This window comes from Micromonospora sp. SD12 (genome assembly GCF_052068495.1).
GTDB classification, from domain to species: domain Bacteria; phylum Actinomycetota; class Actinomycetes; order Mycobacteriales; family Micromonosporaceae; genus Micromonospora; species Micromonospora echinofusca.
Window position 1 is genome coordinate 262095 of record NZ_JBQHDF010000008.1, and the last position, 13468, is coordinate 275562.

At 74.5% G+C, this 13468-nt stretch carries 12 protein-coding genes; 8 read left to right on the plus strand and 4 right to left on the minus strand.

The genetic code is table 11. The features are described 5' to 3' along the window. Positions 1-3: 3 nt before the first annotated feature. A complete protein-coding gene (locus ACTMS2_RS18380; RefSeq protein ID WP_089001050.1) occupies positions 4-693 on the minus strand; it encodes a response regulator transcription factor in 690 nt (229 codons plus the stop codon). Positions 694-767: 74 nt separating this feature from the next. Between ACTMS2_RS18380 and ACTMS2_RS18385 the strand changes: the two genes are divergently transcribed. Beyond that, positions 768-1688, plus strand: coding sequence for an ADP-ribosylglycohydrolase family protein (locus tag ACTMS2_RS18385; RefSeq protein ID WP_441176458.1), 921 nt, complete (start codon positions 768-770; stop codon positions 1686-1688). Positions 1689-1767: 79 nt separating this feature from the next. Here the strand turns inward: ACTMS2_RS18385 and ACTMS2_RS18390 are convergent, their stop codons facing one another. Continuing rightward, on the minus strand, positions 1768-2661 hold the full coding sequence (locus tag ACTMS2_RS18390) for a DUF1775 domain-containing protein (protein ID WP_441176459.1): 894 nt from the start codon (positions 2659-2661) through the stop codon (positions 1768-1770). 252 nt (positions 2662-2913) lie between these two features. Here ACTMS2_RS18390 and thrS point away from each other — a divergent pair, with 252 nt between their 5' ends. After that, positions 2914-4923 carry a threonine--tRNA ligase gene (thrS, locus tag ACTMS2_RS18395; protein WP_357719167.1) on the plus strand — a complete coding sequence of 670 codons (2010 nt, stop codon included), beginning with the start codon at positions 2914-2916 and terminating at the stop codon, positions 4921-4923. A 61-nt stretch (positions 4924-4984) separates the two neighbouring features. Here thrS and ACTMS2_RS18400 read toward each other — a convergent pair whose 3' ends face one another. Continuing rightward, positions 4985-5734 carry a D-Ala-D-Ala carboxypeptidase family metallohydrolase gene (locus ACTMS2_RS18400; protein WP_441176460.1) on the minus strand — a complete coding sequence of 250 codons (750 nt, stop codon included), beginning with the start codon at positions 5732-5734 and terminating at the stop codon, positions 4985-4987. 211 nt (positions 5735-5945) lie between these two features. On the opposite strand from ACTMS2_RS18400, the gene ACTMS2_RS18405 reads away from it, so the two are divergent. Further along, positions 5946-6458 (plus strand): HIT family protein, encoded by a 513-nt coding sequence (locus ACTMS2_RS18405; protein WP_172896686.1) that lies wholly within the window; start codon positions 5946-5948, stop codon positions 6456-6458. Positions 6459-6542: 84 nt separating this feature from the next. Then, on the plus strand, positions 6543-7601 hold the full coding sequence (locus tag ACTMS2_RS18410; RefSeq protein WP_441176461.1) for an aldo/keto reductase: 1059 nt from the start codon (positions 6543-6545) through the stop codon (positions 7599-7601). A gap of 62 nt (positions 7602-7663) precedes the next feature. Here the strand turns inward: ACTMS2_RS18410 and ACTMS2_RS18415 are convergent, their stop codons facing one another. After that, entirely contained in the window at positions 7664-9826 is a 2163-nt protein-coding gene (locus ACTMS2_RS18415; RefSeq protein ID WP_441176462.1) for an elongation factor G-like protein EF-G2, read from the minus strand. 252 nt (positions 9827-10078) lie between these two features. Here ACTMS2_RS18415 and pgsA point away from each other — a divergent pair, with 252 nt between their 5' ends. From pgsA to ACTMS2_RS18435, 4 genes are read left to right on the plus strand one after another with little or no spacing between them, the layout of a single operon-like run. Continuing rightward, a complete protein-coding gene (pgsA, locus tag ACTMS2_RS18420) occupies positions 10079-10711 on the plus strand; it encodes a phosphatidylinositol phosphate synthase (RefSeq protein WP_334608672.1) in 633 nt (210 codons plus the stop codon). A gap of 43 nt (positions 10712-10754) precedes the next feature. Beyond that, a complete protein-coding gene (locus ACTMS2_RS18425; protein WP_441176463.1) occupies positions 10755-11687 on the plus strand; it encodes a phosphatidylinositol mannoside acyltransferase in 933 nt (310 codons plus the stop codon). A 15-nt stretch (positions 11688-11702) separates the two neighbouring features. Then, positions 11703-12863: a glycosyltransferase family 4 protein gene (locus ACTMS2_RS18430; RefSeq protein WP_089001041.1), complete on the plus strand. Its 1161-nt coding sequence runs from the start codon at positions 11703-11705 to the stop codon at positions 12861-12863. Positions 12864-12865: 2 nt separating this feature from the next. Further along, the gene (locus tag ACTMS2_RS18435; RefSeq protein WP_441176464.1) at positions 12866-13366 is read left to right on the plus strand and encodes a hypothetical protein; all 501 of its coding nucleotides are present in this window, start codon (positions 12866-12868) and stop codon (positions 13364-13366) included. Positions 13367-13468 lie beyond the last annotated feature (102 nt).

The following is a 13468-nucleotide window of genomic DNA, read 5'->3' on the forward strand; positions in this document are numbered from 1 at the left end:
ACCTCAGTCCGGCGCCACCAGCCGGAAGCCGACCCCCCGCACGGTGCGCAGGTAGCGCGGCTTCGCCGCGGACTCGCCCATTTTGCGGCGCAGCCAGTACAGATGAACGTCGATGGTCTGGTCCTCGCCGACCGATGGCTGCCGCCATACCTCCTCCAGAAGTTCCCGGCGGGACACTACCCGGCCCGGCCGGGCGGCGAGATAGGCCAGCAGGTCGAATTCCTTGCGGGTCAGCGCCAGCGGCTCACCGTCGAGGTGGGCGCTGCGCTCGCCGACGTCCACCCGCAGCCCGCCGACGCTGTGCACGGCCGGCTGCACCGTCCGGCTGGCCCGCCCGGCCCGGCGCAGCACGGTGGTGATCCGGGCGTCGAGGTGCGCGCCGGTGAACGGCTTGACCATGTAGTCGTCGGCCCCGGCGCGCAGCAGGCGTACCACCGACTGCTCGTCGTCGCGGGCGGTGGCGATGATGATCGGCACGTCGGTGATGCCGCGCAGCATCCGCAGCGCGTCCGAGCCGTCGAGGTCGGGCAGCCCGAGGTCGAGCACCACGAGGTCGGGGGTCTCGGCCGCCACCCGGCGCAGCGCGTCCAGCGCCGTGCCGACGGCGTGCACGGCGTGCCCCCGGTCGGCGAGGGATCGCAGCATCGCGCCGCGTACGACGTGATCGTCTTCGACCAGGAGCACGGTGGCCACAGCAAGACCGTACTCGTGGTGGCAAGTCGATCGCGTTTGCGGCGCACGAGGCAAAGGGGCAAGCTGGTACAACGATGTCCTTCACGCTCTTTCCCGACACCCGTCTCGCGCTCGCCCGGGACTCGCTCGTCGGCCTGTCGGTCGGCGACGCGCTCGGCTCACAGTTCTTCGTCCCCGGCCGGCACCCCGGCGACCTGGCCGCCGGGAAGCTGCCCCCGCCGCCGTGGCAGTGGACCGACGACACCGAGATGGCCTGCTCCGTCGTCGCCGCCCTCGCCGACGCCGGCCGCATCGACTCCGACGCCCTCGCCACGGCCTTCGCCGAGCGCTGCGAGCCCTACCGGGGGTACGGGCCGGGCGCCGTGACCGTCCTGCGGCTGATCCGCACCGGCACGCCGTGGCCGGTGGCGGCCGCCTCGGCCTTCGACGGACAGGGCTCCTGCGGCAACGGCGCGGCCATGCGGGTCGGGCCGCTGGGCGCGTGGTTCGCCGACTCCACGCCGCGGGCGGCGGCGCAGGCCCGGGCGTCGGCCGAGGTGACCCACGCGCACCCCGAGGGCGTCGCCGGCGCGGTGGCGGTCGCGGTGGCCGCGTCGCTGGCCGCCCGCGCCCGTCTCGACGGCCATCGGCCCGCCCCGGCCCGGCTGCTGGCCGGCGTGACCGCCGCGCTGGACCCGACCACCGAGGTGCACCGGGGCGTACGCCGGGCGGCCGGCCTGCTCGACCGGTCGGTCCCCGAGGCCGCCGACGTGCTCGGCAACGGCTCCCGGGTCACCGCCCAGGACACCGTCGCCTTCACCTGCTGGGTCGCCGCCGTGCACCTCGACGACTACCCGGCGGCGATCCGCGCCTGCGTCGAGGCCGGCGGGGACGTCGACACCACCGCCGCGATCGTCGGGTCGGTGGTGGCCGCGCACACCGGGGTCGGCGCCCCGGGCGGGGTGCCGACCGACTGGCTGGCCGCCCGTGAACCCCTGCCGGACTGGGCCGGCTGATCCTCGCGGCGCCGCGCGCCGGACCGGGGTTCCACGCGTCGCACCCGGCACGGGACCGGCTGACCCGCGCGCGCCGCGCTCAGTGTGCGGCGACCGGCCCGCCCGGGGACCGCGCCCCGGCGTCGGCGGGGGCCGCCGGCATCTCCCGCAGCACCGACAGGTCGACCGGGTCGACCGGCTCGCGGCGACGCCAGCGGCTGACCAGCCAGCCGACCGCCGCGCCCCCGCCGAGGCCGGCGAGTAGCCCGGCGGCCAGCATCGCGTCCGCGTTCCCGCCCTCGGCCGACGTGCCGCCGGCCGTCCCCGGCACGCCGCCCGCTCCGCCGGCCGTCCCCGGCATGCCGCCCGCTCCGCCGGCCGGCGTTCCGGCCGCCGGGCCGCCGCCGTGTCCGGCCGTCCCGGCCCCCGGACCGGCGCCGTGTCCGCCGTGCCCGGCCGCCGCGCCGGGGGCCGCCGGCAGCAGGGTGAGCGCCGGCGACCGGCGGGCCCCGCTCGGCCCGGCCCAGCGCACGACCGTGCCGTCGGCGTACGTCCGGATCACCTCGAAGGTGAGCCGGTCGGCCTGCGGCAGCGGTCCCATGGAGAGGGTGAGCCGGGCCGGACCGGGGGCCGCTCCGGGCATCCGGATCCACGTCACCGCGCTGGCGACCTCGTCGACGCGGGCGGAGTGGATGCCCGCGAGGGGCTGGTCGAGCCTGCGCGAGGTGATCCGGGGCGCCCAGCCGGTCACCGACATCGGGTAGACCTCGGCGATCGGGGCGTCGGCCGGCAACCGGATCTCGATGCGCTCGGCGCGGGCGCCCGGCAGCTCGTCGGGCACCACGAACTCCAGCTTCACCGAACCGCCCTGGCGCGCCTGCGTCGGGCTGGTCGTCACGTCGGCCGCGTACGCCGGGGCGGGCCAGGTCAGCACCCCGGCCGCCACCAGGACCGCCACCGTCCCGGCCCGGCGCCGGGAGCGCGTGCCGTGCATCGTCGCCATCGTCGGTCCCATCCGTCTCCACGGGGGCCGGCATCGGCTCCGGCCACACCCGGTAGTTCGGATGCGGCGGCGGAAAGGTTCAACGCGACCGCCCGACCCGCCCGGGCACGACGTCGACGGGGCGCCGCCCGTCCCACGGATCCCGGGGCGGTGGCGTCGGCCACCGTGGCGGCGGAGGCGACCGATAGCATCGCAGGAGCCGAACGTTCGGCGTCATCCGTGCCGTCTGCTGGAGGAGTCACCGTGTCCGCACCCCGTACCCCCGCCGTGGCCGACCCCGTCGTCGTCGCCGCCGGGACCACGGCGGCCGACGCGGTGGCCGCGGCCGGTCTGCCCGCGTCCGGCCCGAAGGCGGTCGTGGTGGTCCGCGACCCGCAGGGCCAGCTGCGCGACCTCGACTGGGCCCCGCAGGTCGACACCGAGGTGGAGCCGGTCAGCCTCGACTCGCCGGACGGGCTCGACGTGCTGCGCCACTCGACCGCGCACGTGCTCGCCCAGGCCGTGCAGGACGTCTTCCCCGATGCCAAGCTCGGCATCGGCCCGCCCATCGAGAACGGCTTCTACTACGACTTCGCCGTCGACAAGCCGTTCCAGCCGGACGACCTCGGCAAGCTCGAGAAGCGGATGCAGGAGATCGTCAAGTCCGGCCAGCGGTTCCGCCGCCGGCGCTTCGGCAGCCTCGACGAGGCGAAGGCCGAGCTGGCCGCCGAGCCGTTCAAGCTGGAGCTCATCGACGTCAAGGGCGAGGGGCTGGACACCTCCGAGGTGATGGAGGTGGGCGGCGGCGAGCTGACCATCTACGACAACCTCGCCGCCAACGAGGACAAGGTCTGCTGGTCGGACCTGTGCCGGGGCCCGCACCTGCCGAACACCCGGCTCATCGGCGCGTTCAAGCTGATGCGCTCGGCCGCCGCGTACTGGCGGGGTTCGGAGAAGAACCCGCAGCTCCAGCGGGTCTACGGCACCGCCTGGCCGACCCGCGACGAGCTGAAGGCGTACCTGAAGCTGCTCGAGGAGGCCGCGCGGCGCGACCATCGCAAGCTCGGCGCGGACCTGGACCTGTTCAGCTTCCCCGACGAGATCGGCTCGGGCCTGCCGGTCTTCCATCCCAAGGGCGGCGTGATCAAGCGGGAGATGGAGGACTACGTCCGGGCCCGCCACATCGAGGAGGGCTTCCAGTACGTCGGGACCCCGCACATCTCGAAGGAAGGTCTCTTCCACACCTCGGGTCACCTGCCGTACTACGCCGACGGGATGTTCCCGCCCATCGAGTTCGAGGGCGCGGACTACTACCTCAAGGCGATGAACTGCCCGATGCACAACCTGATCTTCCGCTCGCGCGGGCGCTCCTACCGGGAGCTGCCGATGCGGCTGTTCGAGTTCGGGTCGGTGTACCGGTACGAGAAGTCCGGCGTCATCCACGGCCTCACCCGGGTGCGCGGCTTCACCCAGGACGACTCGCACTCGTACTGCACGAAGGAGCAGGCGCCGGGCGAGGTGAAGCACCTGCTGAACTTCGTGCTCGGCCTGCTGAAGGACTTCGGCATCGACGACTTCTACCTGGAGCTGTCGACGCGCGACGAGTCCAAGCCGGAGAAGTTCGTCGGCACCGAGGAGGACTGGGCGACGGCGACCGCCGTGCTGGAGGAGTGCGCCCGGGAGACCGGGCTGGACCTCGTGCCGGACCCGGGCGGCGCGGCCTTCTACGGCCCGAAGATCTCCGTGCAGGCGAAGGACGCGATCGGCCGCACCTGGCAGATGTCCACCATCCAGTACGACTTCAACCAGCCCAAGGGCTTCGGGCTGGAGTACCAGGCGGCCGACGGCACCCGGCAGCAGCCGGTCATGATCCACTGCGCGAAGTTCGGCTCGATCGAGCGCTTCGTCGGCGTGCTCACCGAGCACTACGCGGGCGCGTTCCCGGCCTGGCTGGCCCCGGTGCAGGTGGTCGGCATCCCGATCCGCGAGGATCACACCGACTACCTGCACGACTTCGTCGCCACCCTGCGGGCCGAGGGCGTCCGCGCCCAGGTCGACACGGGCGACGACCGGATGCAGAAGAAGATCCGCACCGCCCAGCAGCAGAAGGTCCCGTTCATGGTCATCGCCGGCGACGACGACGTGGCCGCCGGCACCGTCTCGTTCCGCTACCGGGACGGCTCGCAGCGCAACGGGGTGCCGGTCGCCGACGCCGTGGCCCACGTGCTCGACGTGGTCGGCTCCCGGACCAACGCCGGCCCGTCCGCCGCCTGACCCGCCACGCACCGAAGGCCCCCCGCGACGCGGGGGGCCTTCGTCGACGGGTCGTCGGGCGTCAGATGCCGCAGGTCGGCGCGGACCAGCCGCCGACCGCCCCGACGTGGGTGTGGTCGTTGTGACCCGGGTAGCCGGGGCCGAGGATGTTGCCGAAGCCGTGGTAGCGGGCCTGCTGGGCGAGCCGGCAGAACGAGGGCGACCCGACGAGGTCGACGCCGTCGCCGTAGAGGTGCCGGCTGTTGGAGGCTCCGCCGACCGCGCTGTTGCAGGAGTAGCTGCGGAAGCCGCTGCTGATGTTGATCGACACGCTGCCGAGGGCCTTGCGCATGGCCTGGAGCTTCCACATCGACACGAGGGCGTTGAACTTGGCGGTGCTGGCGGAGACCGCGCCGCCGGACCAGGTGCTGTTGCACCGGTTCAGCTCCGCGTAGCTGAAGTTGACCGGGGTGCAGTCGTTGTCCTGCAGCGCGTAGAGCTGGTTGAAGGTCTGCGGGCCGGCCGCGCCGTCCGCGCTCAGGCCGTACGCCTGCTGGAAGCGGATGAGGGCCGAGCGGGTGGCCGGGCCGAACGACCCGTCGAGGGCGAGCACCCCGCCGTATCCCGGGTAGCCGGCGAGCCGGATCTGGAGCTGCCGGACGTCATCGCCCGTCGCGCCCTGCGTCAGGACGCGTCCCCAGGTGTAGCAGCCGTCGGCCTGTGCGGCGCTGCTCGTCGCCACGACCCCGACGAGGGTGGTGACCGCGGCGAGGGTGCAGGCGGCGAACGCCCGGCCGATCCGGCGGAGTGCGGTTCTCACGGTGTCTCCCATCGACGGGGGATGATGTATGCGGTTGGATTCTTCATTCACGTTCATCATTTGGTCAAGAACTTTCACCCCCTATCCGTCCCCCTGAACGCACCCCGACCCCCAGAGGCCGTCGGGGTCGGGACGCGGGCCCGCGTACGGCATCGGGAGCGGCACCCGCCGGGAACGTAGGATCGGTGGCGTGACTGGGGTGGAACGGCACGCGGACAGCGGCATGGCCGACGGCCTGGAGCGGCTCTGGACTCCGCACCGGATGACCTACATCTCCGGGGAGGACCGGCCCGAGGGCGGCTACGAGCGGCCCGCCGGCTGCCCGTTCTGCCGGGCGCCCGGGCTGGCGGCGCAGGAGAGCCTGGTGGTGGCCCGGGGCGAGCACGTCTTCGCGGTGCTCAACCTCTATCCCTACAACCCCGGGCACCTGCTGGTCTGCCCCTACCGGCACGTCGCCGACTACACCGAGCTCGACCTGGCCGAGACCACCGAGCTGGCGGCGTTCACCCAGACCGCCATGCGGGTGGTGCGCAAGGTCAGCAACGCGCACGGCTTCAACCTGGGCATGAACCAGGGCGGCGTGGCCGGCGCGGGCATCGCCGCACACCTGCACCAGCACGTGGTGCCCCGCTGGGGCGGGGACGCCAACTTCATGCCCGTCATCGGGCGGACGAAGGTCCTGCCCCAGCTGCTCACCGACACCCGCGACCTGTTCACCCGGGCCTGGCCGACCTGACCGACCCGCCCGGCCGCAGTGGACGGTCGGGGCGGCGCTGAACTTCTCACCCCGGGGCGGGGCGCGAGGTGGCACGATCTGGCGATGGCAGTGACGACGCGGACGTTGGGCCGCAGCGGCATCGAGGTCAGCGCCCTCGGCATGGGATGCTGGGCGATCGGCGGCCCCTGGGCCGAGGGCACCCGGCCGCTGGGCTGGGGCGCGGTCGACGACGACGAGTCGGTCCGGGCGATCCGGCACGCACTCGACCTCGGGGTGACGCTCTTCGACACCGCCGACACCTACGGGGCCGGGCACGGGGAGCGGGTGCTCGGCCGGGCCCTCGCCGGCCGTCGCGACGAGGCCGTCATCGCCACCAAGTGGGGCTACACCTTCGACGAGGCCGCCCGCCAGGCCACCGGCGAGGACGCCTCCCCGGCGTACCTGCGGCAGGCCGTCGCGCACTCGCTGCGCCGGCTGGGCACCGACCGGATCGACCTCTACCAGCTGCACCTCGCGGACCTGCCGGTGCCCCGCGCCGAGGCGCTCGTGGGAACCCTGGAGGACCTGGTCACCGAAGGGCTGATCCGGGCGTACGGCTGGAGCACCGACCGCCCCGACCGGGCCGCCGCGTTCGGCCAGGGCGCCCGGCACGCCACCGCCGTGCAGCACACGCTGTCGGTGCTCCGGGACGCCCCCGAACTGCTCGCCGTCTGCGACAAGTACGACCTCGCCAGCGTCAACCGGGCACCGCTGGGCATGGGGCTGCTCTCCGGCAAGTACACGGCCGGTGCCACGCTGCCCCGAGACGACGTACGCGGAGCCGCCCCCGGCTGGTTGGAGTGGTTCCGGGGCGGCCGGCCGGCGCCGGAGTGGCTGCGCCGCGTGGCCGCCGTGCGCGCCGCGCTGACCGCCGACGGGCGGACCCTGGCGCAGGGCGCACTCGGGTGGCTCTGGGCGCGCAGCGCCCGTACGGTCCCGATTCCCGGCTGCCGCACCGTGGCCCAGGTGGCGGAGAACGCCGGCGCCCTGCACCGGGGCCCGCTGCCCGCCGACCAGTTCGCCGAGGTGGAGCGCCAGTTGGCCGCGCTGCGCTCGGCCGCCCTCCGCGACGCCGACCGCCCCCACTGGCCGACCCCGACGCTGCCCACCGCCCGCCCCTGACGGGGGTGCCGTCGGCCGGGAGCGCCGTTAGGACTGCGACCCCCACCACTTCCGAGACACGCCTAGGGGTGGGTGGTGGGAGTGGTGCGGAGTTGGTCGGCGAGGTGGGCGGGCATCGGGTCGTAGCGGACGAAGTGGCGGCGGAACGTGCCGGTGCCCGAGGTCATCGAGCGCAGCTCGGCCGCGTAGCGGAGCAGTTCCGTGGCGGGTACCTCGGCGCGGACCACGGTGCGCCCCTCCGCCTCGGCGTCGGCTTCGGTGCCGAGCACCCGGCCGCGTCGGCCGGACAGGTCGCCCATCACGGCGCCCACCGCGGAGTCGGGCACCCGGACCAGCACCTCGTCGATCGGCTCCAGCAGCGCCGGCTGGCCCTTCTCGGCGGCGTCGCGCAGGGCGAGCGCCCCGGCGGTCTGGAAGGCCGCGTCGGAGGAGTCGACGCTGTGCGCCTTGCCGTCGACGAGGGTCACCCGCAGGTCCACCACCGGGTGGCCGGCGACGAGGCCGCGCGCCATCTGGGCGCGTACGCCCTTCTCGACGGAGGGGACGTAGTTGTGCGGCACCGCCCCGCCGACGACCCGGTCGACGAACTCGAAGCCGGCGCCGGGCGGCAGCGGCTCGACCTCGATGTCGCAGACGGCGTACTGACCGTGGCCGCCGGACTGCTTGACGTGCCGGCCGTGTCCCGTGGCCGGTACGGTCAGCGTCTCGCGCAGCGCGATCTTGACCGGCTCGGTGTCGAGCTGCACCCCGCCGGCGCGCAGACGCTCCAGCACCACGTCGGCGTGTGCCTCGCCCATGCACCAGAGCACCAGCTGGTGGGTCTCCGGGTTGCGCTCCAGCCGCAGGGTCGGATCGGCGGCGACGAGGCGGGCGAGGTTGCGCGCGAGGGCGTCCTCGTCGGCGCGGCTGTGGGCCACGACGGCCACCGGCAGCAGCGGCTCGGGCATCTCCCAGGGGGCGATCAGCAGCGGGTCGTCCTTGGCGGAGATGGTGTCGCCGGTCTCCGCGCTGCCCGACTTGGTGAGCGCGCAGATGTCGCCGGCCACGCAGGCGCCCACCTCGCGCAGGCTCGCGCCCAGCGGCGTGTAGACGTGGCCGACCCGCTCGTCGGCGTCGTGGTCGGGGTGGCCCCGCTCGGCCATCCCGTGCCCGGAGACGTGCACGGTCTGCTCGGGCCGCAGCGTGCCGGAGAAGACCCGCACCAGGGACACCCGGCCGACGTGCCGGTCCACGGTCGTCTTGACCACCTCGGCGACCAGCGGGCCGTCGGGGTCGCAGGTCAGCGGCGGCCGGGGGGAGCCGTCCACCCCGGCGACGGCGGGCAGCTCGTGCTCCAGCGGCGAGGGGAAGCCGGCGGTGAGCACCTCCAGCAGCGCGTCCAGCCCCACGCCGGTCGCTGCGCAGACGGGCACCACCGGATAGAAGTGGCCGCGGGCGACCGCCTTCTCCAGGTCCTCGACGAGCACGTCGGTGCCGATGTCCTCGCCGGAGAGGTAGCGGTCCATCAGGGACTCGTCCTCGCTCTCGGCGATGATCCCCTCGATCAGTTCGTCGCGGGACTCGACGATGGCGGGCAGGTGCTCCGGGTCCGGCTCGCGTACCTGGGCCGGCAGGCCGGCGGTGTAGTCGAAGACCCGGCGGGTGATCAGGCCGAGCAGGCCGACGGTGGAGACCCCGTCGTCGCCGAGCATCGGCAGGTAGAGCGGGAGCACGTTGTCGCCGAAGACGCGCTGGCACAGCGCCACGGCCTCGTCGAAGTCGGCGCGTGGGTGGTCCAGCCGGGCCACGGCGACCGCCCGGGGCATGTCGACGGCCGCGCACTCCTCCCAGAGGGCGGCGGTGGCGGCGTCCATGCCGTCGACGGCGGAGACCACGAACAGCGCCGCGTCGGCGGCCCGCAGCCCCGCCCGCAGCTCGCCCACGAAGTCGGCGTAGCCGGGGGTGTCGAGCAGGTTGACCTTGATCCCGTCGTGCAGCAGCGGCGCGCAGGCCAGGCTGACCGAGCGCTGCTGGCGTACGGCCGCGGGGTCGTGGTCGCAGACGGTGGTTCCGGCGGCGACGTCGCCGGCCCGGGCGATGGTGCCGCTCGCGGCGAGCAGCGCCTCCACCAGCGTGGTCTTGCCCGCGCCGGAGTGCCCGACGAGCACCACGTTGCGGATCCTGGCGGGCTTGGTCACCACCGGCGCGCCGCCGGCGGCCCCCTTCTCCTGACTCTTCTGCGCCATGGGGCGCACCTCCCTCAGCCGTGGTTGGTGGCGACCGCCGCGCGCGACGGGGAAGCGGCCCGGTCGGGTTCCGCGGCGACATCCTCCGGTGCGGTGCCGGGTTGCGGGTAATCAACGGGCGGGCGGGTGAGCTGGCTCACGTCCCTGGCTCGATCTCACACCCGATCCGGGGCCGGCACAAGGCTCCGTTTCCGCGGGTCGCCGGACCGGCCGTACCGCTGCTGACGGGCCGACCGTTATCGTGGGACCGCCATGGCGAAGATCTTCCAAGTGTCGGCCCGCGCGGGGATGACCCGCGTCGTCGAGCCGGTCGCACGCCGCCTGCTCCGAGCGGGCGTAACTCCCAACGCGGTCACCGTGGCGGGCACCCTCGGGGTGCTCGTCGGCGCGCTCGGCTTCGGTGCCCGCGGTCATCTGGTCGCCGGGGCCCTGATAGTCACCTTCTTCGCGCTCACCGACCTGCTCGACGGGACGATGGCCCGGATGAGCGGGGGCTCCACGAAGTTCGGGGCGTTCCTCGACTCGAGCATGGACCGGGTGGCCGACAGCGCCGTCTTCGGCGCGGTGGCGTACTGGCTGGCCACCCAGCACCAGTACTCCGGCGTGGCCGCCGCGCTGCTCTGCCTGGCCGCCGGTGGGCTGGTCTCCTACGTCAAGGCCCGCGCCGAGGGGCTCGGCATGACCTGCAACGTGGGCATCGCCGAGCGCACCGAGCGGCTGCTCATCGTCGGCGTCGGCGGGCTGCTCACCGGCGTCGGCGTCGACCCCGCGCTGGAGATCGCGCTGTGGCTGCTCGCCGCCGTGTCGATCTTCACTGTCGGCCAGCGGATGGCGCACGTCTACCGCCAGGCCCAGCGGGTGCACACCCCGGGCGGACAGGGGTGAGCGCGACACGCGCCGGTCGGCCGTGGCCGGGGGGCCGGCGCCGGTGAACCTCACCGAGCTCGGCTATCTCGCCGGGTGGCGCGTCATCCGCGCGCTGCCCCGGTCCGTCGCGGCGGCGGCGTTCCGGGCGGGCGCCGACCGCGCCCACCGTCGCGGCGGCGGCGGTACGGCCCGACTGCGCGCGAACCTGCGCCGGGTGGTCGGCCCCGACCTGCCGGAGGCCGAGCTCGACGAGCTGGTGCGCCGTGGCCTGCGCTCGTACGCCCGGTACTGGCTGGAGGCGTTCCGGCTGCCCGCGCTCAGCCGGGCGGAGATCCTGGCCGGCTTCCGGCTCGACGGCGAGGAGAAGCTCGCCGCCGACGTGGCGGCCGGCCGGGGCGCGGTGGTGGCGCTGCCGCACGCCGGCAACTGGGACGCCGCCGGCGCCTGGGTCGCGGCGACCGGCTGGCCGATCACCACCGTCGCCGAGCGGCTCAAGCCCGAGGGCGTCTACCAGCGGTTCCTCGCCTTCCGTCGGAGCCTGGGCATGGAGATCCTGCCCACCCACGGCGGGGAGCGCAACGCGTTCGACGTGCTGGTCGACCGGGTCCGGGCCGGCACGGTGGTGCCCCTGCTGGCCGACCGCGACCTCTCCGCGCGGGGCGTGGAGGTCGAGTTCTTCGGCCACCGCACCCGGATGCCTCCGGGCCCGGCCCTGCTCGCGCTGCGTACGCAGGCGCCCCTCTACGTCGCCTCGATGTGGTATGAAGCGGACGCGGCGTGCGCGTCGATCGAGGGCCCGCTGCCGCTGCCCGGCCCGGAGGAGGGGCCGCTCGACCAGCGGGTCCGGTCGCTGACCCAGCGGATCGCCGACGGTCTGGCGGCGGGCATCGCCCGGCATCCGGAAGACTGGCACATGTTGCAGCGGATGTGGCTGGACCAGCACGGCACGGGTGGCGGCCCGACCCTGCCCTCCCCGGCCGCCGGACAGGCGTAAGGGAGGCGTTGAGGCGTGCGCATCGGCATCGTGTGCCCGTACTCCTTCGACGTGCCCGGCGGGGTGCAGAACCACGTCATGGACCTCGCCGAGGCGCTGATCGGGCTCGGGCACGAGGTGAGCGTGCTCGCCCCGGCCGACGAGGACTCCCCGCTGCCGCCGTACGTGGTGCCGGCGGGGCGGGCTGTGCCCCTGCCGTACAACGGTTCGGTGGCCCGGATCGCCTTCGGCCCGGTCTCCACCGCGCGGGTGCGGCGGTGGATCATCCGGGGCGAGTTCGACGTGCTGCACGTGCACGAGCCGCTGACCCTGAGCCTGTCGCTGCTGGCCGTGCTCTCCGCGCGCGGGCCGGTGGTGGCCACCTTCCACACCGCGATGACCCGGTCGCGGGCGCTGGCCGCCGCGCAGGGCGTGCTCCAGATCGTGCTGGAGCGGATCACGGCCCGGATCGCGGTGAGCGCCCTGGCGCGCAAGGTGCAGGTCGAGCACATGGACGGCGGGGCGGTGGAGATCCCCAACGGGGTGGCCGTGGCGAAGTTCAGTCACGCGCAGCCGCTGCCGGGCTGGCCGGGGCAGTGCCGGCCGGGCCACGACGGGGCGATCGGGTTCCTCGGCCGGTTCACCGAGGCCCGCAAGGGCTTCCCGATCCTGCGCGACGCCTTCGTGGAGCTGGCCCGGCAGCGGCCCGGCCTGCGGCTGCTGGTGGCCGGCCCCGGCGACGCCGACGACCTGTTCGGGCGGTTCCCGGCCGACCTGCGTGACCGGGTGACGTTCCTCGGGCTGGTCTCCGAGGAGGACAAGGCCCGGATGTTGCGCAGCGTGCACCTCTACGTGGCGCCGAACACCGGCGGCGAGTCCTTCGGCATGATCCTCACCGAGGCGCTCGCGGCGGGCACGACCGTCGTGGCCAGCGACCTCGACGCGTTCCGGCGCGTCCTCGACGGCGGGCGGGCCGGCCGGCTCTTCCCGACCGGGGACGCGGCGGCGCTGCGTACCGCACTGGCCGACCTGCTCGACGACCCCGACGCCCGGACCGCGCTGACCGCCTGCGGCGACCAGGTGGTGGCCACCTTCGACTGGCCCGTGGTCGCCCGGCGGGTGCTGGAGGTGTACGCGGCGGCGATCGAGGCCACCGACGGGCGGGTCATGGACACCGAATGGGTGGGGCTGGACTGACGATGTCGCGCTTCTGGTGGGTGCTCGCGGCTCTGGTCGTCGGGCTGGTCGTGGCGTACCTCGTCTGGACCGCCGGCCGGGTCGCCCGGCTGCACGCACGGGCCGAGCTGGCGGCCCGTGCCCTGGAGGCCCACCTGCTGCGCCGGGCGGCGGCCGCCGCCGTCCTGGCCGAGCGCCGCTACGGCGTCGAGCTGTACGCGGCGGCGCGCATCGCGCTGGACGCCGAGCCCGACGAGCGGGAGGCGGCCGAGAACGACCTCACCCGCCAGCTGCGGGCGGTGGACCTGGACCCGGGGGACCCGGACTGCGAGGCGGTCATCGGCGCGAGCCGGCGGCTGGCCCTGGCCCGCCAGGTGCACACCGATCTGGTGCGCGACGCGCGCTCGGCGCGTGGCCGCCCGCTGGTGCGCGTGTTGCGGATGGGGCGCCGCCGCCCCTGGCCGCGCTACTTCGACATCGACGACCCCACGCTCACCGTCCCGGCCGACGTCCCCGCCAACTGACGCAGGCGCCGCAGGCAGGGCGCATCGTGATCAGGACCCCAGGGACGTCATCCGGCCGCGTCGAGGTCCATGGCGTCCTGATCAGCGGACGGGGCGCACGCG

Coding starts and splice junctions, on each gene's coding strand:
- ACTMS2_RS18385 (WP_441176458.1), top strand. CDS start 768: ATGTCCTTCACGCTCTTTCCCGACACCCGTCTCGCGCTCGCCCGGGAC.
- ACTMS2_RS18390 (WP_441176459.1), bottom strand. CDS start 2,661: ATGCACGGCACGCGCTCCCGGCGCCGGGCCGGGACGGTGGCGGTCCTG.
- ACTMS2_RS18400 (WP_441176460.1), bottom strand. CDS start 5,734: ATGGGAGACACCGTGAGAACCGCACTCCGCCGGATCGGCCGGGCGTTC.
- ACTMS2_RS18405 (WP_172896686.1), top strand. CDS start 5,946: ATGGCCGACGGCCTGGAGCGGCTCTGGACTCCGCACCGGATGACCTAC.
- ACTMS2_RS18410 (WP_441176461.1), top strand. CDS start 6,543: ATGGCAGTGACGACGCGGACGTTGGGCCGCAGCGGCATCGAGGTCAGC.
- ACTMS2_RS18415 (WP_441176462.1), bottom strand. CDS start 9,826: ATGGCGCAGAAGAGTCAGGAGAAGGGGGCCGCCGGCGGCGCGCCGGTG.
- pgsA (WP_334608672.1), top strand. CDS start 10,079: ATGGCGAAGATCTTCCAAGTGTCGGCCCGCGCGGGGATGACCCGCGTC.
- ACTMS2_RS18435 (WP_441176464.1), top strand. CDS start 12,866: ATGTCGCGCTTCTGGTGGGTGCTCGCGGCTCTGGTCGTCGGGCTGGTC.